Source organism: Pseudomonas sp. D4002 (assembly GCF_013385665.1).
GTDB lineage: Bacteria > Pseudomonadota > Gammaproteobacteria > Pseudomonadales > Pseudomonadaceae > Aquipseudomonas.
This window is the reverse complement of record NZ_JACAPN010000019.1, coordinates 45,697-65,646: the sequence shown is the minus strand read 5'-3', so window position 1 is coordinate 65,646 and position 19,950 is coordinate 45,697. Positions and strand designations below refer to the sequence as shown.

General features: G+C 61.9%; 18 protein-coding genes. 7 read left to right on the top strand and 11 right to left on the bottom strand.

From position 1 onward, the window contains the following. Positions 1-168: 168 nt before the first annotated feature. From HX824_RS14160 to HX824_RS14150, 3 genes are all read right to left on the bottom strand, one after another. A complete protein-coding gene (locus tag HX824_RS14160; protein WP_008435499.1) occupies positions 169-1,494 on the bottom strand; it encodes a sigma-54 dependent transcriptional regulator in 1,326 nt (441 codons plus the stop codon). Continuing rightward, positions 1,488-3,254, bottom strand: coding sequence for an ATP-binding protein (locus HX824_RS14155; RefSeq protein WP_177054693.1), 1,767 nt, complete (start codon positions 3,252-3,254; stop codon positions 1,488-1,490). Before HX824_RS14155 ends, HX824_RS14160 begins: the two co-directional genes overlap by 7 nt. 217 nt (positions 3,255-3,471) lie before the next feature. Next, positions 3,472-4,995, bottom strand: a complete 1,524-nt coding sequence (locus tag HX824_RS14150) for a fumarate hydratase (RefSeq protein ID WP_003214142.1) — start codon at positions 4,993-4,995, stop codon at positions 3,472-3,474. 216 nt (positions 4,996-5,211) lie between these two features. Between HX824_RS14150 and HX824_RS14145 the strand changes: the two genes are divergently transcribed. After that, complete coding sequence (locus tag HX824_RS14145; protein ID WP_102369795.1) at positions 5,212-6,144, top strand: iron-sulfur-binding ferredoxin reductase; 933 nt, start codon at positions 5,212-5,214, stop codon at positions 6,142-6,144. Between the two features lie 30 nt (positions 6,145-6,174). Further along, a complete protein-coding gene (locus HX824_RS14140) occupies positions 6,175-6,924 on the top strand; it encodes an enoyl-CoA hydratase-related protein (RefSeq protein ID WP_003214147.1) in 750 nt (249 codons plus the stop codon). Positions 6,925-7,123: 199 nt separating this feature from the next. Here HX824_RS14140 and pyk read toward each other — a convergent pair whose 3' ends face one another. Beyond that, the gene (gene pyk / locus HX824_RS14135; RefSeq protein ID WP_177054692.1) at positions 7,124-8,575 is read right to left on the bottom strand and encodes a pyruvate kinase; all 1,452 of its coding nucleotides are present in this window, start codon (positions 8,573-8,575) and stop codon (positions 7,124-7,126) included. Positions 8,576-8,750: 175 nt separating this feature from the next. Here pyk and HX824_RS14130 point away from each other — a divergent pair, with 175 nt between their 5' ends. Continuing rightward, a complete protein-coding gene (locus HX824_RS14130; protein WP_003214151.1) occupies positions 8,751-9,125 on the top strand; it encodes a tol-pal system YbgF family protein in 375 nt (124 codons plus the stop codon). Between the two features lie 226 nt (positions 9,126-9,351). Next, complete coding sequence (locus HX824_RS14125; RefSeq protein WP_134327238.1) at positions 9,352-9,711, top strand: PilZ domain-containing protein; 360 nt, start codon at positions 9,352-9,354, stop codon at positions 9,709-9,711. Between the two features lie 16 nt (positions 9,712-9,727). Here the strand turns inward: HX824_RS14125 and HX824_RS14120 are convergent, their stop codons facing one another. From HX824_RS14120 to HX824_RS14095, 6 genes are read right to left on the bottom strand one after another with little or no spacing between them, the layout of a single operon-like run. Then, positions 9,728-11,059: a DUF58 domain-containing protein gene (locus tag HX824_RS14120; protein WP_177054691.1), complete on the bottom strand. Its 1,332-nt coding sequence runs from the start codon at positions 11,057-11,059 to the stop codon at positions 9,728-9,730. Between the two features lie 7 nt (positions 11,060-11,066). After that, positions 11,067-12,047, bottom strand: coding sequence for a MoxR family ATPase (locus HX824_RS14115; RefSeq protein WP_008432346.1), 981 nt, complete (start codon positions 12,045-12,047; stop codon positions 11,067-11,069). After that, positions 12,044-13,201: a DUF4350 domain-containing protein gene (locus HX824_RS14110; RefSeq protein ID WP_177054690.1), complete on the bottom strand. Its 1,158-nt coding sequence runs from the start codon at positions 13,199-13,201 to the stop codon at positions 12,044-12,046. The genes HX824_RS14115 and HX824_RS14110 overlap by 4 nt, the downstream gene beginning before the upstream one ends. After that, entirely contained in the window at positions 13,198-14,727 is a 1,530-nt protein-coding gene (locus tag HX824_RS14105) for a DUF4129 domain-containing protein (protein WP_177054689.1), read from the bottom strand. Before HX824_RS14105 ends, HX824_RS14110 begins: the two co-directional genes overlap by 4 nt. Beyond that, positions 14,714-15,694 carry a stage II sporulation protein M gene (locus HX824_RS14100; RefSeq protein ID WP_003214164.1) on the bottom strand — a complete coding sequence of 327 codons (981 nt, stop codon included), beginning with the start codon at positions 15,692-15,694 and terminating at the stop codon, positions 14,714-14,716. Before HX824_RS14100 ends, HX824_RS14105 begins: the two co-directional genes overlap by 14 nt. Next, positions 15,691-16,383 carry an RDD family protein gene (locus HX824_RS14095; RefSeq protein ID WP_003214165.1) on the bottom strand — a complete coding sequence of 231 codons (693 nt, stop codon included), beginning with the start codon at positions 16,381-16,383 and terminating at the stop codon, positions 15,691-15,693. Before HX824_RS14095 ends, HX824_RS14100 begins: the two co-directional genes overlap by 4 nt. A 189-nt stretch (positions 16,384-16,572) precedes the next feature. Between HX824_RS14095 and sbcB the strand changes: the two genes are divergently transcribed. Next, on the top strand, positions 16,573-18,000 hold the full coding sequence (sbcB, locus tag HX824_RS14090) for an exodeoxyribonuclease I (RefSeq protein ID WP_177009697.1): 1,428 nt from the start codon (positions 16,573-16,575) through the stop codon (positions 17,998-18,000). 90 nt (positions 18,001-18,090) lie between these two features. Here the strand turns inward: sbcB and mvaT are convergent, their stop codons facing one another. Next, positions 18,091-18,465, bottom strand: a complete 375-nt coding sequence (gene mvaT, locus HX824_RS14085; RefSeq protein WP_003209760.1) for a histone-like nucleoid-structuring protein MvaT — start codon at positions 18,463-18,465, stop codon at positions 18,091-18,093. Between the two features lie 349 nt (positions 18,466-18,814). On the opposite strand from mvaT, the gene purU reads away from it, so the two are divergent. Then, positions 18,815-19,663 carry a formyltetrahydrofolate deformylase gene (gene purU, locus HX824_RS14080; RefSeq protein WP_003209762.1) on the top strand — a complete coding sequence of 283 codons (849 nt, stop codon included), beginning with the start codon at positions 18,815-18,817 and terminating at the stop codon, positions 19,661-19,663. Between the two features lie 84 nt (positions 19,664-19,747). Continuing rightward, a complete protein-coding gene (locus HX824_RS14075) occupies positions 19,748-19,948 on the top strand; it encodes a hypothetical protein (RefSeq protein WP_023659227.1) in 201 nt (66 codons plus the stop codon). Positions 19,949-19,950: the final 2 nt, after the last annotated feature.

The window sequence follows — 19,950 nt, the reverse complement described above, 5'->3', positions numbered from 1 at the left end:
AGCGCAGCCTGGCTGGGCTATAGCAGGAGCTGTGCCAAGCCGATGAAGGCCCGGTCTAGAAGGGTTTGCGGAAATTTTTGAGCGGAAAATTGCTGATGAATCAAGGGGGATGAGCGGAAATCCGCTTATGCCTGCGATGAGGCCCTACCAGGCGATACAAGGACCGGGTTAGAGGAACGTATCCCGCGCCAGGCCATGGCGCTGCATTTTTTCATTGAAGGTGCGCCGTGGCAGCTGCAGCTCGGCCAGCACCGCCTTGATATCGCCTTTGTGCCGGGTCAGCGCGGCTTTCAGGCAATGGGCTTCAAATGCTTCCTGCTGCGCCGCCAACGATTGCCCGGCTTCGATGCCTTCCGGCTCCGGTTCACCCAGCCCCAGCACCTGGCGTTCAGCGGCATTGGCCAGCTCCCGCACATTCCCCGGCCAGTCATGGCTGAGCAGGCGCCCCAGCGCGGGTCCGCTCAGGGGCGCGAAGTTGCGGCCCAGGCGCTCGGCGGCGCTTTGTGCAAAGTGCTCGAATAGCAGGGGAATGTCTTCCCGGCGTTCACGCAGCGGCGGCAGGCGCAGTTGTGCGACGGTCAGGCGATAGGCCAAGTCCTCGCGAAAACGCCCGGCGCGAGCTTCGTCCAGCAGGTCGGGTTTGGTGGCGGCGATGATCCGCAAGTCCACCTTGATGCTTTGATTGGAACCGAGCCGTTCGAGTTTTTGCTCCTGCAACACCCGCAGCAATTTCACCTGCTGGGCCAGCGGCATGCTTTCGATCTCATCGAGAAACAGCGTGCCGCCATTGGCGTATTCCAGCTTGCCGATGCGCTTGCCCTGGGCGCCGGTGAACGCGCCACTTTCATGGCCGAACAGCTCGGCTTCAAACAGCTGCTCGGGAATCGCCGCGCAGTTCAGCGCCACAAACGGCTTCTTTGCCCGGGGGCCGAAATCATGCAGGCAACGGGCGACCAGTTCCTTGCCGCTGCCGGTTTCGCCGCGAATCAACACATTGACCGGCAAGCCGGCCAGGTCCAGGACTTGCCGGCGCAGGTTCTGCAAACCCCGGGACACCCCCAGCAGGCTCGATTCCAGTTGGGCCCGGTGATCGGCCTGCTGATGCAACCGGCGGTTTTCCAGCACCAGCCCGCGCTTGTCCAGCGCCCGGCGCAGGCTGCTGAGCAGGGCTTCGGGGCTGAAGGGTTTTTCGAGGAAGTCGTAGGCGCCGTCGCGCATGGCTTCGACGGCCATCGGCACATCGCCGTGGCCGGTGAGCAGAATCACCGGCAGGTCGGCGTCACGCCGCTGCACTTCAGCCAGCAACTCCAGGCCGCTGAGGCCGGGCATGCGCACGTCGCTCAGGATCACCCCGGGAAAGTCCCTGGGCAATTGCGCCAGGCATTCTTCGGCGCGGCCGAACAACTGCACCTCAAAGCCCGACAGGCTCAGCCATTGCTCGACGGCCGTGCGAATGCTGGCTTCGTCGTCGACCACAATCACCGCATTCAACATAGGTCTGGCGTCTCCAGTGCGATGGGCAAGGTCAGGGTAAAGATCGCCCCGTCACCTTGATTGCCGGCGCTCAGGCGCCCGCCAAGTTCGTGGACGATAGCGTACGACACGGCGAGCCCCAAGCCGAGCCCGTCGCCCACCGGCTTGGTGGTGAAGAACGGGTCGAACACGCTGTTGAGGTTTTCCTCGGCGATCCCGCCGCCGCTGTCGCTGACGGTCAGGTGCCATAGCTGCTGATCGGCGTGCAGACGGATCTCCAGGCGCTTGCGTGGCTTGTCGGCCATGGCGTCGAGAGCGTTGCGCAGCAGGTTGATCAGCACCTGTTCGAGGCGGATCGCGTCGCCGCGTACCCAGGCCGGGCGGGTCAGGTCCAGTACGGTGCCGATGGCTTCGTCCCGCAGGCGCGCATCGAGCAAGTGCAGGGATTGGTCCACCACCGTCGCCAGGTCGAGGCGTTCGCGCAGGCCGCTGGGGCTCTTGCGGGCGAAGGTCTTGAGGTGGCCGGTGAGCGCGGCCATGCGTGTGAGCATGTCGTCCAGCGGGGTCAGGGCCTGGTAGGCGTCGTCCACCCGGCCATGGTCCAGCAGCAGCCGCAGAGTCGCCAACTGCATGCGCTGGGCGGTCAATGGCTGGTTGATTTCGTGAGCGAGGGCGGCAGACATCTGCCCCAGCGCTGCCAGTTTGGCGGATTGCACCAGGCCATCCTGGGCAGTACGCAGGGCGCGGGTGCGTTCTTCCACCAGTTGTTCAAGTTCTTCGCGGCTGCGCTGGCGCAAGCGGGCGAGGCGCCAGCGCTGGGTCAGGAACAGCACCAGGAACACCAGCGCCAGCCATGAGCCGGCGGCGGCGAGGCCGGCGTTGCGTTGGTCTTCAAAGGCCACCTGTGGTTTGCGCAACAGGTGCAAGGTCCAGCCTTCGGCCTTCAGCGGCAGGGACTCCCAAATGTAATTGGCCTTGCCGTCGGGGCCGTCGACGCGCATCAGGTGGCTGTTTTCGTCAAAGCGTTGCAAGGCTTCGGTGTCCAGCGGCAGCAATTGTTTCTTGTCGTATTGGCGGGTGGCCTTGAGTTCGGCGTGGTCGCTGTCCGACAACGGACGCAGCGCGCGGTAGCGCCAGCCCGGCTGATTGGCGATAAACACAATGCCCCGGGCATCGCTGACCAGCAGCAAGTCATTGCCCTGGGCCCACTCGCGCTCCAGTTCCGGGAACTCCAGCTTGACCACCATGGCGCCGAGGAACTGCTCGTTCTCGCCGACCACCGCGCTGGAGAGGAAATACCCCGGAATCCCGGTGGTCACGCCCACTGCATAAAAACGCCCGGTGCCCTGGCTCAGGGTTTGGCTGAAGTAGGGACGAAACGCGTAGTTGTGCCCCACATAACTGCTGGGCAGGTTCCAGTTGCTGGCGGCCACGGCGAGGCCGTTGCGGTCCATCAGTTCCAGGGTCGAGGACTGGGCGGCGCCGTTGATGCGCTCCAGCTTGCGGTTGAGCAAATCCTGGGTGGCGGTGTCCAGCGGGCCCTTCAGGGCGCTGATCATTTCCGAGTCCAGGGCCAGTACGGCGGGCAGGGCGCGGTAGCGTTCGATCAGGGTGTGCAGGGAGTTGCCATAAAGCATGAGCTGCTGATTGGCGCGGGCGGCGTCATCCACCAGGGCCAGGCGTTCGGCGTGGCGGGTAGCCAGGGCGGCAGCCAGTACCGCGCCGGCGATGATCAGCAAGGAGTAGAAGGTCAAACGCAGCGGACGGGGAATCGCAATCATACGAAGATGAACAGTGCAATTAGGGGCGAGCACCATAGCACGAGGCGCATGGCTGTTGTGGCGAGGGAGCTTGCTCCCGCTGGGGCGCGTAGCGGCCCCAAAAAAATGGGAGCGCTGCGCACGGGAGCGGGAGCAAGCTCCCTCGCCACAGTGAGAGGTGCATGAAACAAAAAAAGGCGACCGTAGTGGTCGCCTTTTATCCTTGCAGGGGAAATGCTTACTGCACTTCAACCGCCAGGCTTTCACTGATCTTTTTCTGCCAGATGGCAGGACCGGTGATGTGTACCGACTCGCCCTTGCTATCAACGGCAACGGTGACCGGCATGTCTTTCACGTCGAACTCGTAGATCGCTTCCATGCCCAGCTCGGCGAACGCCACGACGCGGGATTTCTTGATGGCCTGGGCCACCAGGTAAGCCGCGCCGCCCACTGCCATCAGGTAAACCGCCTTGTGGTCCTTGATCGCTTCGATAGCGGTCGGGCCGCGCTCGGATTTGCCGATCATGCCCAACAGGCCGGTTTGCTCGAGGATCTGGCGGGTGAACTTGTCCATCCGCGTGGCGGTGGTCGGACCGGCAGGCCCCACCACTTCTTCGCGCACCGGATCAACCGGGCCGACGTAGTAGATGAAGCGACCCTTGAGGTCCACCGGCAGGGTTTCGCCCTTGTTCAGCATCTCGACCATGCGCTTGTGCGCGGCGTCGCGACCGGTGAGCATCTTGCCGTTGAGCAACACGGTTTCGCCCGGCTTCCAGCTCTGCACGTCTTCCGGGGTCAGGGTGTCGAGGTTGACGCGACGGGCCGACGGGCCGGCTTCCCAGACGATTTCCGGGTAGGCGTCCAGCGGTGGCGCTTCGAGCGATGCAGGGCCCGAACCGTCGAGCACGAAGTGCGCATGACGGGTGGCGGCGCAGTTGGGGATCATGCACACCGGCAGCGAGGCCGCGTGGGTCGGGTAGTCCATGATTTTCACGTCGAGCACGGTGGTCAGGCCACCCAGGCCCTGGGCGCCGATGCCCAGTTGGTTGACCTTCTCGAACAGCTCCAGGCGCATCTCTTCGATACGGTTGGACGGGCCGCGCTTCTTCAGCTCGTGGATGTCGATGGATTCCATCAACACTTCCTTGGCCATTACCGCGGCTTTCTCGGCGGTGCCGCCGATGCCGATGCCAAGCATGCCCGGTGGGCACCAGCCGGCGCCCATGGTCGGAACGGTCTTGAGCACCCAGTCGACGATCGAGTCGGACGGGTTGAGCATGGCCATTTTCGACTTGTTCTCGGAACCACCGCCCTTGGCGGCCACGTCCACTTCCACGGTGTTACCCGGGACGATGGAGTAGTGGATCACGGCAGGGGTGTTGTCCTTGGTGTTTTTACGCGCACCGGCCGGGTCGGCGAGGATCGAAGCCCGCAGGACGTTTTCCGGCAGGTTGTAGGCCTGGCGCACGCCTTGGTTGATCATGTCGTCCAGGCTCATGGTGGCGCCATCCCAGCGCACGTCCATGCCTACACGTACAAATACGGTGACAATCCCGGTGTCCTGGCAGATCGGGCGGTGGCCGGTGGCACACATGCGCGAGTTGATCAGGATCTGCGCCATGGAGTCACGGGCCGCTGGCGATTCTTCGCGCAGGTAGGCCTCGTGCATCGCCTGGATGAAGTCAACGGGATGGTAGTAGGAAATGAATTGCAGGGCGTCGGCAACGCTCTGAATCAGGTCGTCTTGCTTGATCACGGTCATGAGTCGCGCTCCTCTATAAGGGAACATTCAATAAAGGTGGCGTCAGTGTTGCATCGGTCGGCTGAAGCCACCTTTCCAAGGCACGCCAAAGTGGTGCAGGCGCGACGCTAAAAAGGCGCGGCAGTATAACCCGCCACGGTGGCCGATACACCCGACTATGGTCAAACTCTACCGGGCGTGATTCCCTGTAGACGCCTTTTTGATCCGAGACCCTTGATGCCTGAACTTCACGTCGGTGAACGCCACTGGTCGGTAGCCGCCGGCAGCAACCTGCTGGATGCCCTGAACCAGGCGGGCGTGGCCGTGCCTTATAGTTGCCGCGCCGGCAGCTGCCATGCCTGCCTGGTGCGTTGCCAGGGGGATATCCAGGACAACCAGCCGGATGCCCTGAGCCCGGCGCAGCGCCAGGATGGCTGGCGCCTGGCGTGCCAGTGCCAGGTCGCAGGTGACTTGCAGGTCGAAGCCTTCGACCCGCTGCGTGACGGGTTGCCGGCGACGGTGTTGAGCGTCGATTGGTTGAACCCGAGTGTACTGCGCTTGCGGCTGCAACCCGAACGCGGCTTGCGCTACCGGGCGGGGCAGCATCTGGTGTTGTGGGCCGGCAGCGTTGCGCGGCCTTATTCATTGGCCAGCCTGCCCCAGGAAGATCCGTTTCTCGAATTTCACATTGATTGCCGCCTGCCCGGCGAATTCAGCGACGCCGCCCGCCAATTCAAGGCCGGTGACAGCCTGCGCCTGGGCGAATTGCGGGGCGGCGCCTTGCAGTACGACCCCGACTGGCAATCGCGGCCGCTCTGGCTGCTGGCCTCGGGCACCGGACTCGGCCCGCTATGGGGCGTGTTGCGCGAGGCCTTGCGCCAGGATCACCAGGGCGCCATCCGGGTCATTCACCTGGCCCATGACGCGGGCGGTCATTACCTCGCCGGGCCATTGGCCCAGCTGGCTGGTGCGCATCCGAACGTGACCGTTGAGCTATGGACAGCGGCTGAGGTGACGCAGGCGTTGGCGCAACTGCGGCTTGTTTCCCGGCAAACTCTGGCTTTACTCTGCGGGCACCCGGCCAGTGTCGAGGCCTTTTCCAAGCGCCTGTTCCTGGCCGGACTGCCGCGCAATCAACTGCTGGCCGATGTGTTCCTGCCCCGTGGTTGAGCGCTGAATTTCCCAGCCGCGAGATTTGTCATGACCGATGCCATCCTGCAGCAACGCGAACGCGGGTTGCTGATTTTGCAGCTCAATCGCCCGGACAAGAAAAATGCCCTGACCCGCGCCATGTACAGCCAATTGGCCGAGGCGCTGGAGCAGGCGGATGCCGATACCAGCGTGAATGCCGTGCTGATCCAGGGCAGCAGCGAGTGCTTCACCGCCGGTAACGATATTGGCGACTTCCTCGAACAACCGCCGGCGGATCTCGACAGCCCGGTCTTCAATTTCATGCGCAGCTTGCTCAACTGCCGCAAGCCGGTGATTGCGGCGGTGGCGGGCGTGGCGGTGGGAATTGGCACGACGCTGCTGCTGCATTGTGACCTGGTGTATGTCAGCCGGGATGCACGGTTGCGCATGCCGTTCGTCAACCTGGGGCTGTGTCCGGAGTTTGGGTCCAGCTTGATCCTGCCGCGCTTGCTGGGGCATGCCAAGGCGGCGGAGTTGCTGCTGTTGGGTGAAGGGTTTACCGGCGAACAGGCTGCCGCCTGGGGCATTGCCACCGAGGCATTGGGCAGCGGTGAATCGGCCCTGGCCAAGGCACGGGAAATTGCTGGACGGTTTGAGACCCTGGCGCCGGGCGCGGTGCAAGTCAGCAAGCATCTGATGAAAAGCGTTGATCGCGAGCAGTTGCGCAAGGTGATCGAGGAGGAGGGGGCGTTGTTTACCCAGAGGTTGAAGTCGCCGGAGGCGATTGCGGCGTTGTCGGGGTTTATCACTCGGAGATGAATGAGCGTTGACTGGTCGGCCGTCTTCGCGAGCAAGCCCGCTCCCACATTCGACCGTGTTTCTTCAGGATGTACGCGATCAAATGTGGGAGCGGGCTTGCTCGCGAATAGGCCAGTAAAGCCAACACACAAGCCAATTTGCAATGCAAAAAGCCCCGCCATTCACATGGCAGGGCTTTTGTTTTTCAGCGAGCGGTCACTCAGACCATTGGGTCGCCAACGTGCAGGATCTTCATGCCGTTGGTGCCGCCGATGGTGTGGTAGCTGTCGCCCTTGGTCAGGATGACCCAGTCGCCTTTCTCCACGACGCCGCGCTTGAGCAACTCGTCGATCGCGGCCTGGCTGACTTGCTCAGGCGGCAGCGATGCCGGGTCGAACGGTACGGTGTAGACGCCGCGGAACATGGCCGCACGGGCCTGGGTTTCGCGGTGCGGGGAGAACGCGTAGATCGGGATCGAGGAACGGATGCGCGACATGATCAACGGCGTGTAGCCACTTTCGGTCAGGGCGATGATCGCTTTCACACCCGGGAAGTGGTTGGCGGTGTACATGGCCGCCAGGGCGATGCTCTGGTCGCAGCTTTCGAAGACCTTGCCGATACGGTGGCTGGAGGTCTTGCTGGTCGGGTGCTTTTCAGCGCCGACGCAGATGCGTGCCATGGCCTGCACGGCTTCCAGCGGGTACGGGCCAGCCGCACTTTCAGCCGAAAGCATCACGGCGTCGGTGTAGTCGAGCACGGCGTTGGCCACGTCGGACACTTCGGCACGGGTTGGCATCGGGTTCTGGATCATCGACTCCATCATCTGGGTCGCAACGATCACCGCCTTGTTGTGGCGACGTGCGTGCAGGATGATTTTCTTCTGGATACCGATCAGCTCGGCGTCACCGATTTCCACACCCAGGTCGCCACGGGCAACCATCACGGCGTCGGAAGCCTTGATCAGGCCGTCGAGGGTTTCATCGTCGGCTACGGCTTCGGCGCGTTCGATCTTCGCCACCAGCCAGGCAGTGCCGCCGGCTTCGTCGCGCAGTTGACGGGCGTATTCCATGTCGGCGGCGTCGCGCGGGAAGGATACCGCGAGGTAGTCCACTTCCATTTCGGCGGCGAGCTTGATGTCGGCCTTGTCTTTTTCAGTCAGGGCCGGGGCAGTCAGGCCACCGCCGCGACGGTTGATGCCTTTGTGGTCCGACAGCGGGCCGCCGATGATCACGGTGCAATTCAGTTCGGTCGGGGTGGCGGTGTCGACGCGCATTACCACACGGCCGTCGTCCAGCAGCAGTTCGTCGCCCACGCCGCAGTCTTTCACCAGGTCCGGGTAGTCGATACCCACGACTTGCTGGTTGCCTTCGGTCAGCGGATGGCTGGTGGAGAAGGTGAACTGGTCACCGATCTTCAGCTCGATCCGCTTGTTGGCAAATTTGGCGATACGGATTTTCGGGCCTTGCAGGTCACCCAGCAACGCCACGAAGCGGCCATGCTTGGCGGCCAGGTCACGCACCAGCTTGGCGCGAGCCTTGTGCTCGTCCGGGGTGCCGTGGGAGAAGTTCAGACGGGCAACGTCCAGGCCAGCCAGAATCAGCTGTTCGAGGACTTCCGGCGAGTTACTGGCCGGGCCAAGGGTGGCGACGATTTTGGTACGACGGACGGACATGCACGGACTCCTGAGTTCAAGCGCTGGGGAAGGCTACTATGCTCTTTGGTTGTAGTCATTGTTCGTTTGCACTACTTATCGATGATTCGCTTGTTTTCACTCTGCATGAACAGATGAACAACCTTGAAGATTTTCGATGAAGGGTCGATACACTGCACAAGACAGGAGAACCCCCATGCGAATCGTGATCATTGCTGCCCTGGCCGTCAGTGTTGTCGGCTGCACCCGTTGGTCGATGGACCATCATTTGAACAATGCGTACCGCGCCTACGGTGTGGGCGATTGCCAGCGGGTCACCCTTGAGTTGTCCCAGGTCGACCGTGAAAGCCGTTCCCGGCGCTACGTGCAACCGGAAGTCTCGATGTTGCGCGGGCAGTGCCTGGAGCGCGAGAAGCTGTTTGTCGATGCGGCGCAAACCTATCAGTTCATCATCAGCCAGTACCCGGCGAGCGAGTACGCATTCCGTGCCCGTGCCCGTTTGGATACCCTGCAGCAACTGGGGCATTACCCCGGCGCGAGCGTTGCCCAGCCGCGGCCGGCGTCGTTGTGATGATATTTGTCATGCCATAGCTGGCTCGTTGCCAGTCTTGGGCTAATCTTTGAATGTCAGTTTGTATAAGTTTCTATTCAAACGGATGGCGTTCCCGGATTTGGCAGCTGTAAAAGTGGCAACCCGTTTGCGGTTGTCGCACCGATATCCGGGGAGAGCGGGCCTTCAGGCTCGTTTCGAATCACTGGAGCGGCCACAATCATGGCCATTGGATGGCGACCTCATCATGTTTACTCCCCGACGGATCGAGCGACATCAGTTACCTTGCTTCCTTCAAGTGTTCAATCGCCTGACGGACAAGCCAATCGGCTATCTGGGCAATGTTTCCGAGCAGGGCCTGATGTTGATCAGCCAGTTACCCATGATGGTCGATGTGGAGTTCGAGCTGCGCTTGAAGATCCCCGGGCCTGAGGGTGAGGTGCAGGCGGTAGACCTCACGGCCACCTGCCTGTGGTGTCATGAGGATATAAACCCCCAGCATTACGATTCCGGGTTCAGCATATCCCAGGCCCCTGCCGAATATGGGGAGGTGATCAGCGCGCTGCTGGATTACTTCAGCTTTGATCCGTTGCAGGCCTCTGCCTAGGTGCTGCATCCGGCGTTCATAGCGCGCCGGCTTTTTTCCAGCCCAGGTAGCGGGTCACCAGGGCGGCACCCAGGTCCGAAGGCAGTGTGTCCAGTACCGACAGCCCGTGGGCGTTCAAGCGGTCGTGGAGTTCGTCCCGGGTATTGAGATAGTTGATCGTGCCGCAGTAGGCCAGGGCTTCGGGCAGGGTTTGCACGGGAGCCTGGCGTAACTGGTCAAGGACCTCCTCCCGCAGGCTTGCGACCATTACCCGGTGCTGGCGGCTGATGCGCTTTACGGCGCTGAGTAACTCTTCATCTTCCTCATCCCGCAAATTGGTCACTACGATCACCAGCGAGCGACGTTTCTGCCGGGCCAGCAGTTGGCTGGCGGCCGCCTGGTAATCGGCCGTACGCCGGGACGTGTCCAGGTCATACACCGCATTCAGCAACAGGTTGAGCTGGCCACTGCCCTTGACCGGCGCCAGGTAGCGCGGCTGGTCGCAGGCAAATGTGCACAGCCCTACGGCATCGCCCTGGCGCAAGGCTACATAACTGAGCAGCAGGCAGGCGTTGAGCGCGTGGTCGAAGTGCGACAGTTCGGCGTCCTGGCTGCGCATACGGCGGCCACAATCGAGCATGAACATGATCTGCTGGTCGCGCTCGTCCTGGTACTCCCTGGCAATGGGCGTGCGTTGCCGGGCGGTGGCTTTCCAGTCGATCTGGCGCAGGCTGTCACCTTCGCGAAACTCACGCAGCTGGTGAAACTCCAGGCCCAGCCCACGCCGTTGCCGCTGGCGTACGCCCAGCTGGTTGAGCCAGTTGTCCACCGCCAGCAACTGCGCGCCATACAGGCGTGCGAAGTCCGGGTAGACCCGGGTGGCGTCGCTGACGTCGATCAGGCGCCGGGCCGACCATAGCCCCAGGGCGCTGGGCAGATGCACTTCACAGCGGGTAAAGCTGAAATGCCCGCGCCTTTGGGGCCTTAGCCGATAACCCAGTTCACTGTGCTCGCCGGGCCGCAGTTCGATGGACTGCGGCAGGTCCTCCACCGCCAGGCCGTCAGGCACATGATCGAATACCTGGACCGCCAACGGCTGGGGATAGTTGTGCTCCAGGCTTACCCGCACTTCCCCCCAGCGCCCCAGTGCCAGGCTGCCGGGCATCTGCCGTCGCACGCGCGGGGACGGCCGGCGGCGCAGGCGGCTGGCATCCAGCAAGGCCAGCAGCAACAGGGCCAGCAGCAGGCCCCACGTCACTGAGTGCAGGGCGTCTGGCACCTTGACCTGTAGCGCCACCAGTGCGCCGAGCAGGATACTCAGGCCCAGCAGTACACCGAGCCAGGTCAACAGCAGGCGGGTTGGTCTCATGGGCGTCTCATTGGCGTGGCGCCGGGACTTGGTCCAGCAATTGCCGGAGCACCTGGTCGACTTCCAACCCGTCGATATCCAGCTCCGGGGCAATACGCACCCGATGGCGCAACACTGCCAGGGCGCAGCCCTTGATGTCGTCCGGGGTCACGAACTCGCCCCCGCGCAGCAAGGCCCGAGCCCGTGCACCGCGAACCAGGGCGATGGAGGCCCGGGGCCCGGCGCCGATGGTCAGGCCCGGCCAACTGCGCGTAGTGCGGGCCAGGCGCACGGCGTAGTCGAGCACCTGCTCATCCAGCGCCAACTCGCTGGCAATCTGTTGCAACAGCAGCACGTCTTCGGCTTGCAGCACCGTGCGCAGCGGCTGTACGTCGAGCATGTCGGCTCGGGACGAGCGGGTGACTTCGCGCACCATGTCCAGTTCCTGCTGTGCCTCGGGATAGTCCATGCGCACCTTGAGCATGAAACGGTCCAGTTCGGCTTCGGGCAACGGGTAAGTACCTTCCTGCTCGATGGGGTTCTGGGTGGCCAGTACCATGAACGGCTGGCCGATGGGCAGCGCCTCGCCTTCAAGGGTTACCTGGCGTTCCTGCATGGCTTCCAGCAACGCTGCCTGGGTTTTCGCCGGGGCACGGTTGATCTCGTCAGCCAACAGCAGGTTGGTGAACAACGGTCCCTTGCGCAGCTTGAACTGTTCGGTATGCAGGTCGTATACGGCATGGCCGGTCACGTCGCTGGGCATCAGGTCCGGGGTGAACTGGATGCGCGCGAACTCGCCTCCAAAACAGCGTGCCAGCGCGCGTACCAGCAAGGTCTTGCCCAGGCCGGGAACCCCTTCAAGCAACACATGGCCGCCCGCGATCAACGCCGTGAGCACGTCATCGATCACCGGGTCCTGACCGATAACCGCCTTGCGCAGTTCGACGCGCAAGGCCTGGGCCAGTTGGCTGGCGCGCTGAATCGGGTCAGTGGCGGGAAATTCGCTCATAGGGCATTCCTGAGGGTTTGCAGGCAGGCCACCTGGCGGCTGAAATCGGCGCTGGAGAGCCGTTTCGTCGCAGGTGGGCCAAGGGCCTGGCTGATAACAAGGGAGGGTTGGCGGGTCAGGCGTTCAAGCACCCGCAATTGTTCGGCTGTATCGAGGTGTTCGAACCCGGGATGACGGCGCCGAGCGGTGCGCTGGATGTCGCGCTGCAAGGCTTGCAGCAAGCTGTCTTGCCCGCTGCGGCGCAACAGGAAGTCGGCACTGGCGTTCAAGTGTTCCTGCAATTGCCGCCGTGCCTTGGGCGCCGGTTGCCGGATCGGACCCTGGCGCAGGCTGGCGTGCCAGAGGCCCAGGGCGATCAGTGCGGCAAGTGCCACCAGTGCCTGGGGGAAGTAGCGCAACAACAGGCTGAACAGGTCCTCGACATCAGTGTTGAACAGCAGTGTGACCTGGGTGCCCTGGCTCAGGTACCAGAGCAGCCACGCGTTATCGTGCAGGCCGATGCCCGGGTTTTTCCACAGGTCGCTGTCGGTGACCACGGTCACACGCCCTTGCCCGAGTTTGACCTGCATCAGGTGCGTCGACCGGGCGCTGTTGGCCGAGAATTGTGCCAGGTGCCTGGGGGCGGTGAGGTTGAAGTCGGTGTCGAAGCTGAAATAGGCCGGCGCTGTTTCGTTGTCCACATAGAGTTTGGTCAGGTCCGGCGTTTTCTTTTTACGCGCGGGTGCCGGAGCGTCGAATTCTTCACTGAAGGATTGGTGTATCTGCACACGATCCAGCAACAGGTCGCCACTTTCACCGGTGTCCTCATCCCACAGCGCTTCGGCTACCAGCAGCAGATGGCCGCCAGCCCGGGTCCACTGCAGCAATTGATCAACCTGGGGCGGGCTCATGTTGCTGCGCTCGCCCAGCAACAGCAGGCTGTTGCCCTTGGGCGAAAGGCTGGCCAGCCGTTCGAGGCTGTTGGCATGTTCCACCACCAGGCCCTGCTGGCGCAGAAAGTGTTCAACTGCCAGGTAGGGGTTGGCCAGGGCTTCGGGTGAAGGGCCGCGATCGACCACTTCCTGATAAGGAATCGCCTTGTGCCAGGCATAAAAACCGCCTGCTGCCAGCAAGCCCGCGACCAGCAGCCCGACCCACAGCAACGGCCGGTTCATTGCGCCGCTCCCGAACCGAACAGGGTTCGCCAATCGCTGCATAGCTGTTGTTGCACCAAGGCAGGCGGCAGGCGATGGCCATAGGCAAGGTTTTGCCAGTAACGGGTCAGGTCACCGCTGAATGCCAGCAGCTGCGGTTGTTGCAGTTGGCGGATACGTTCCAGGACTTCACCTTCCGTGTCGGCACTTTTCAGCGGCAGGTTGAAGTCGTGCAGCAAGCGGCTGAGCAACCCACGGTAGAGCAGGCCGAGGGCTTCCCGGGGCTGTGTTGCCCACAGCTGTTCGGCGGCGCCTGCGATGTCTTCGGGCAAGGTGTCAGCCCCCAGTTCAAGGCCGAACAGCTGCGAAGGCACGGGTTTGGCAGCCTTGGGTTTGCGCGGGCTGCGGCGGCTGACAAAGGCATGCAGCCAGTCGCGGTAGCGCCAGATCACCAGTGCCAGGCCACCTGCCAGCAATCCCCAGAACAGTACTTCAAGGCCCTTGGCGATGTGCTTGAACGAATCACTGTTGAGGTTTTTCAGCAATGCTTCCAGCCAGGCTGGCAGCTTGGCATCACCTGCCGCTTTGTTTTTGTCGGCTGCTTTATCCTCGCCGAAGCGGTAGCGAGTGAGCGTTTCCGGGTTCTTGAACGGTGGCTGCTCCAACAGCGTCTTGATCGAGTGACTGGCCGATTGTGTAGTCAGCGGCGTTTGGGGAACCGGTTCATCAGCCCATGCCGATGGGATCGGCGGAATCAGCGTCAGCCCGGCCACCAGCAACAGCAGCGACGCCACACCGCTCAGGCGCTGGCGCATTCGGCGGAACACCAGTTCCAGGTCCCAGGCTTCCAGCACCGTGCGGCGGTTCAGGTAAAGGCTGAAGCCACAGGCGACATAGATCGGCTCCCAGAACACCAGGATCAAGGCGTAGAACATGTTGGTCAGGTGCTCCAGCCAACGCCAGTCGTGGCCGGCGGTGAGCGCCAGTTGCTGCCAATCCCAGTCGCGTTCGACCTCTTGCGGCAGGAAGAAATAGAACACGGCCATCAACCCGAACCACAGGGCGATTTCCAGGTGCACCCCGATCAGGGTCAGCCAGCGCGCGGCGCCTGCGTTGCGCTGCTGCAACACCCCGAGACGTTGTTGGCGCGCCTGGCCTTGCAGCCCTTCGAGCTGGACCACCGGCATCTCGAAGCTACGGCTGAGGCTGAAGCGCCGCCAGGTCAGGCTGGCCAGCAGTTGGCCCTTGAGCAGCCGCGGCGATTGGCGCAGCGCTTGTTTCAGGCTGGGTGTTTCGCCGAACAGGGCCTTGGACAGGATATACAGTGGCAGGCGGTCGAATGCCGGTTTCAACCACCAGAACAGCAACAGCGCGGTGGTGGGGTGATTCCACAGGAGCACGCTGAACAGGGCGAAGACCGGCAAGGTCACGATGGCCCAACTGCTCATCAACAGCAGCCGGTGTTCCCGGGCCAGCAGGATGCCGAGGTCCATGGCCTCCCAGGAGGTACGCGGGCGGATCACGACGCTGGCATCACTCAGGCGCATGGCGATTCCGTCCGGCAAACAGCAGGTAGGCCGCCATCAGCAACCACAGGGCGGTGCCGACCAGGTACTTGACCCACGGCGCCACGGCATTGGTGGACGACCAGTACGCCTCGATAAACGCGGCGATCAGCAGGAACACCATCACACCACAAATCATTTGCACACTTTTGCGCGCGGCCAGGCGCAGGGATTCGCCTCTGGTGAGGGGCCCCGGTGCAATCAGCGCCCAGCCCAGTTGCAGGCCAGCCGCGCCAGCCAGGGCAATTGCGCTGAGCTCGAAGGCGCCATGGCCGATGACAAATGACCAGAACGTTTGCCCGTAGCCGATTTGCGTCAGGTGCCCGGCAACGGCGCCAATGATCAGGCCATTGAAGAACAGGAAAAATACGCTGCCCAGGCCGAACAGCAACCCGGCGGCAAAGGTCTGGAAGGCGATACCGATGTTGTGCATCACGTAGTAGCCGAACATCATCCAGTCTTCGCTGGAAGCGCGTTCGGCTGCCCGGCCCAGGCGGCTGGCATCGGGGTTGTACATGGCCTGCATCTCGGCCACCTGCCGAGGGCTGACGATGCTGTAGATCAAGTCCGGAAACAGGTACACCAGCAAGGCAATGCCGAGCAGGCTGCCAAAGAACAGCAGGCCGGCAGCCAGCACAAATGGCCATTGCGCGCGAACCAGCCTGGGGAAATCGGCCAGCAGGAAGCTCAGCACGTTTGCCCCCATCCGGCTGCGATGACGATACAACTGTTGATGGCCGCGCAAGGCAAGCTGCTGCAACGGGTCCACCAGGTAGCTGCTGTAGCCGCGCTCTTGGGCCAGGGCCAGGTGCTGGCACAACTGCCGGTATTGATGAGGGAAGTCGACGAAGTCGGCGCCTTTGGCTTTGCCTTTCTCCAACTGCGTCAATTGCTCGGCAAAGGCTTGCCATTGTGGCTGATGGCGGCTTTCGAAAAGACTCTGTTTCATGCTGGCCCCAACAATCCGCGGGCCACACCGTTGAGTTCTGCCACGGCGCGGGCAGGGGAGACCTGCAGGGGCGTGGCCAGGATAGCGGCCAGTTCGTTGACCCGTTCGGCCGACAGTTCGCCCTGGCGTTCGGCGAAGCTGAGAATCGCCCGTTGTTCGTTCAGCTCAAGGGCGAACGGCAGGCGCAGCGCCGGGGCCTGGGGCACTTGCGGGCGGGAAAGCGGTTGTTCGCGGTAGATCACCAGGGTCCCGGCCGCCAGGTCGCCCAGGCGCTTGAAGTTTGGGTGTTGCAGGCAACTGATGGCGCCGAGGAAATAGCCGAAGGGCAGCATGTCGACAAAGCGCAGCAGGTTACGGATCAGCGAGGCGGACCAGCCGATGGGCGTGCCATCGTCCTGTACCACCCGCAGGCCCATGACCTGTTTGCCGGGCGAGCAGCCCTGGTTGAGCACTTCGAAAAGCACCATGTACCACCAACTGACGAGGAACAGCAGCAGCGAACCCAGGCCAATGCCCAGGTTGCCGAGAAAGGCCAATGCGATAAACAGGATGCCGAGAATCAGGCCGCGCAAACCCAGGTCGAAGGCAAAGGCCAGTGAGCGTACCAGCAGGCCGGCCGGGCGCAGGGGCAGGTCGATACCCTCCGGGGTCTCGATCTGGTAGCGGGTATCCAGTGGCGCAGGTGGCATCGCGGTCCTTGGCAGTGCGGCGCTGGCGCCTGGGCGGCAGCGGCGGGGTTGGAAAGACCGATGCTAGCAGTGTCGACGGTGGAAGCAACCACTCAACGATTTACTGAATATTTGTACAGGGAACACAGCGCTGGCCCCCGATGCCTGCAAGCGCCTAGACTTTGCCGGTCTTCAGCACAGGAATAGCCCGTGACCACCATTTTCTGGTACGACTATGAAACCACCGGCATCAATCCGCGTACCGACCGCCCGCTGCAGGTAGCCGGTATTCGCACCGACCTCGAGCTTAACGAGGTCGGGCCGCCGGTCAATCTCTACTGCCACCCCAGCGACGATATCCTGCCGCATCCGGCAGCGTGCGCGATCACTGGCATCACTCCCGGCGTGCTGGCGGAAAAAGGCCTGGCCGAAGCCGACTTCATGACCCGGGTGCACGCCGAGCTGGCCACCCCGGGCACTTGCGGGGCGGGCTACAACACCTTGCGTTTTGACGATGAGATGACGCGCTACAGCTTGTACCGCAATTTCTTCGATCCCTATGCCCGGGAATGGCAAGGCGGCAACAGCCGCTGGGACCTGATCGACGTGGTGCGCACTGCCTACGCCCTGCGCCCTGACGGGATCGTCTGGCCGGAACAGGACGGGCGCGTCACCCTCAAGCTTGAGCGGTTGACGGCCGCCAACGGCATCGACCACGGCCAGGCCCACGACGCCTTGTCCGATGTGCGCGCCACCATCGCCCTGGCCCGGTTGATCCGCGAGAAGCAACCCAAGCTCTATGACTGGCTGTTTCAACTGCGCAGCAAACAACGGGTCATGGACCAGGTGCGGTTGTTGCAGCCGATGGTGCATATTTCCGGTCGTTTTTCTGCCGAGCGTCATTACCTGGGGGTGGTGCTGCCGCTGGCGTGGCACCCGCGCAATCGCAATGCATTGATCGTCTGCGACCTGGGGCTCGATCCGCAAGGGCTGTTGGACGAGGACGCCGATACCTTGCGCCGGCGCTTATATACCCGCCGCGACGAACTGGCCGAAGGTGAATTGCCGGTACCGCTCAAGTTGCTGCACATCAATCGTTGCCCGGTGGTCGCACCGTTGAGCGTGCTTCGGCCGCAAGACCGCGAGCGTTTGCAGCTGGATATGGATGAGTGTGAGGCGCGGGCCCTGCGGCTAAGCGACGCACAGGAACTATGGCGCGATAAACTGGCGGCGATTTACGCCGAGGAAGATTTTGCGCCAAGCGCCGATCCCGAGCAGCAGCTATACGATGGTTTTATCGGGGATCGTGATCGACGTTTATGTGAGCAAGTGAGAGTCGCCGAGCCGGCGCAACTAGCGCGCCAGCAATGGCCTTTCGATGATGAACGTTTGCCTGAATTATTATTTCGCTATCGTGCACGCAACTTTCCAGACACCTTGAATAGTGAAGAGCAACAACGCTGGAGAGTTTTCTGTCAGCAACGTTTGTCAGACCCTCAATGGGGCGCGCCAAACACCCTTGAGGGTTTTAAGCAGGCGTGTCTTGAGTTGGCTGTTAGTGCCACACCGTTTCAGCGCCAGGTGCTTGATGAATGGCAGGAGTATGTTGATGCCTTAGCGACTCGAATGAGTCTGTAATCAGCTTCCCGGTAAAATACGGACAATAAAAAACGCCAGCAAGCTGGCGTTTTTTATTGCGTTGCGTATCACGCAGCGTCCTGGCGAGGCTTAGCCCAGCAGGGTAGCCCAGCCTTCAACCACGTCGCCGCCCCACTTGGCTTTCCACTCTTTCAGAGTCTTGTGGTTGCCACCTTTGGTTTCAATCACTTCGCCGTTGTGCGGGTTTTTGTATTGTTTAACCTTGCGTGCACGCTTGGTGCCGGTAGCTTTTACGGCGCCACGTGGAGCCTTAACTTTCGAATCCGGATCCAGCAGCGCGATGATGTCACGCAGGGATTTGGAGTATTCGCCCATCAGGGTGCGCAATTTGCCTTCGAATTCCAGCTCGGTTTGCAGTTTGTCGTCTTGGGACAGGTTCTTCAAACGGGCTTGCAGCTCTTTGATAGCTTCTTCGGTGGCGCGATATTCGTTGATCAGGGACATGGGGACTACCTTATGCAGGGCGCTGGGTGAAAGGGGATAGTGGCTCAATAATAGTCAGACAGTTTGCCCAAGTAAACATTTAAGGCCGCATTTATGTAATTTACTTTGGTTGTTTGTGGCAAAAGCGTGGAATTGAGTTAATTAGTAAGGGGGATGGCCTAAAGATACTCTGGTTAAGTCTTGGCTTACTGCCGGAGTCCACGCGTTTGCACACATAGTGGGGAAAAACCTTACGCTATTAAGGGGCAGGGTTGACGCAGCCGATCAGAATAAGCGTTGAGGAATACTGCAGTTTTTCTGCGCAATCGCTAGAATGGCGGCCTTTGCGAAGTTCTGGAGTTTCCCCCTAATGCGCACTTTTCGGCTGGTGATTGCTTGCCCGGACCGGGTTGGCATCGTTGCCAAGGTCAGTAACTTTCTGGCTTCCCACAACGGTTGGATCACCGAAGCGAGCCATCACTCGGACAATCTCAGCGGCTGGTTTTTCATGCGTCACGAAATTCGTGCCGATACGCTGCCCTTTGGTCTAGAGGCATTTCGCGAGGCATTTGCGCCGATCGCTGAAGAGTTCTCGATGACCTGGCGCATCACCGACACGGAACAGAAAAAACGCGTGGTCCTGATGGCCAGTCGTGAGTCCCACTGCCTGGCAGACCTGCTGCACCGCTGGCACAGCGATGAACTGGACTGCGAGATCTCCTGCGTGATTTCCAACCATGACGACCTGCGCAGCATGGTCGAGTGGCATGGCATTCCGTACTACCACGTCCCGGTCAACCCGCAGGACAAGGAGCCGGCCTTTGCCGAGGTCTCGCGCCTGGTCAAGCAGCACGATGCGGACGTCGTGGTACTGGCGCGCTACATGCAGATTCTGCCGCCGGAGCTGTGCAGTGAATACGCTGGCAAGGTGATCAATATTCACCACAGCTTCCTGCCATCGTTTGTGGGTGCCAAGCCGTATCACCAGGCATCCCTGCGTGGCGTGAAGCTGATCGGTGCAACGTGCCACTACGTCACCGAAGAGTTGGACGCCGGTCCCATCATCGAGCAGGACGTGGTGCGTGTCAGCCATAGCGACAGCATCGAAGACATGGTCCGTTTTGGCCGTGACGTCGAGAAGATGGTGCTGGCTCGCGGCCTGCGCTATCACCTGGAAGACCGGGTACTGGTGCACGGCAACAAGACTGTCGTGTTCTGATTGAAGTGTTTTGATTGAAGAATGAAGGGCCTGGGCGTTAAATCGCTACAGGCCCTTTTTTTGAGCGCGGGTGAGGACTGGAGCATGAGCGATCCACTGGACAAGGCGACTTCCAAAGCCCCCGCGACGCTGGGAGAGGGTTGTTTGAGTCGATATGACCCGGATGACCTGAGCAGTGAGGACGGCACCGAGTTTCCAGGCGCCGCCGAGTTGTGGGAACAATTGCAGGACACATCCGAATTGCCTGAAGAAAAGGCGTCAGCGGCTGTGCAAGGCAGCCGCTGACC

Excerpts from the sequence above, each read along its gene's own strand:
- HX824_RS14140 (WP_003214147.1), top strand. The coding sequence starts at position 6,175 with ATGACCGATGCCATCCTGCAGCAACGCGAACGCGGGTTGCTGATTTTG.
- HX824_RS14145 (WP_102369795.1), top strand. The coding sequence starts at position 5,212 with ATGCCTGAACTTCACGTCGGTGAACGCCACTGGTCGGTAGCCGCCGGC.
- HX824_RS14155 (WP_177054693.1), bottom strand. The coding sequence starts at position 3,254 with ATGATTGCGATTCCCCGTCCGCTGCGTTTGACCTTCTACTCCTTGCTG.
- mvaT (WP_003209760.1), bottom strand. The coding sequence starts at position 18,465 with ATGTCCCTGATCAACGAATATCGCGCCACCGAAGAAGCTATCAAAGAG.
- HX824_RS14105 (WP_177054689.1), bottom strand. The coding sequence starts at position 14,727 with ATGCGCCTGAGTGATGCCAGCGTCGTGATCCGCCCGCGTACCTCCTGG.
- HX824_RS14120 (WP_177054691.1), bottom strand. The coding sequence starts at position 11,059 with ATGAGACCAACCCGCCTGCTGTTGACCTGGCTCGGTGTACTGCTGGGC.
- HX824_RS14130 (WP_003214151.1), top strand. The coding sequence starts at position 8,751 with ATGCGAATCGTGATCATTGCTGCCCTGGCCGTCAGTGTTGTCGGCTGC.
- HX824_RS14100 (WP_003214164.1), bottom strand. The coding sequence starts at position 15,694 with ATGAAACAGAGTCTTTTCGAAAGCCGCCATCAGCCACAATGGCAAGCC.
- HX824_RS14110 (WP_177054690.1), bottom strand. The coding sequence starts at position 13,201 with ATGAACCGGCCGTTGCTGTGGGTCGGGCTGCTGGTCGCGGGCTTGCTG.
- HX824_RS14150 (WP_003214142.1), bottom strand. The coding sequence starts at position 4,995 with ATGACCGTGATCAAGCAAGACGACCTGATTCAGAGCGTTGCCGACGCC.
- HX824_RS14115 (WP_008432346.1), bottom strand. The coding sequence starts at position 12,047 with ATGAGCGAATTTCCCGCCACTGACCCGATTCAGCGCGCCAGCCAACTG.
- HX824_RS14125 (WP_134327238.1), top strand. The coding sequence starts at position 9,352 with ATGTTTACTCCCCGACGGATCGAGCGACATCAGTTACCTTGCTTCCTT.
- HX824_RS14160 (WP_008435499.1), bottom strand. The coding sequence starts at position 1,494 with ATGTTGAATGCGGTGATTGTGGTCGACGACGAAGCCAGCATTCGCACG.
- HX824_RS14095 (WP_003214165.1), bottom strand. The coding sequence starts at position 16,383 with ATGCCACCTGCGCCACTGGATACCCGCTACCAGATCGAGACCCCGGAG.
- purU (WP_003209762.1), top strand. The coding sequence starts at position 18,815 with ATGCGCACTTTTCGGCTGGTGATTGCTTGCCCGGACCGGGTTGGCATC.
- HX824_RS14075 (WP_023659227.1), top strand. The coding sequence starts at position 19,748 with ATGAGCGATCCACTGGACAAGGCGACTTCCAAAGCCCCCGCGACGCTG.
- pyk (WP_177054692.1), bottom strand. The coding sequence starts at position 8,575 with ATGTCCGTCCGTCGTACCAAAATCGTCGCCACCCTTGGCCCGGCCAGT.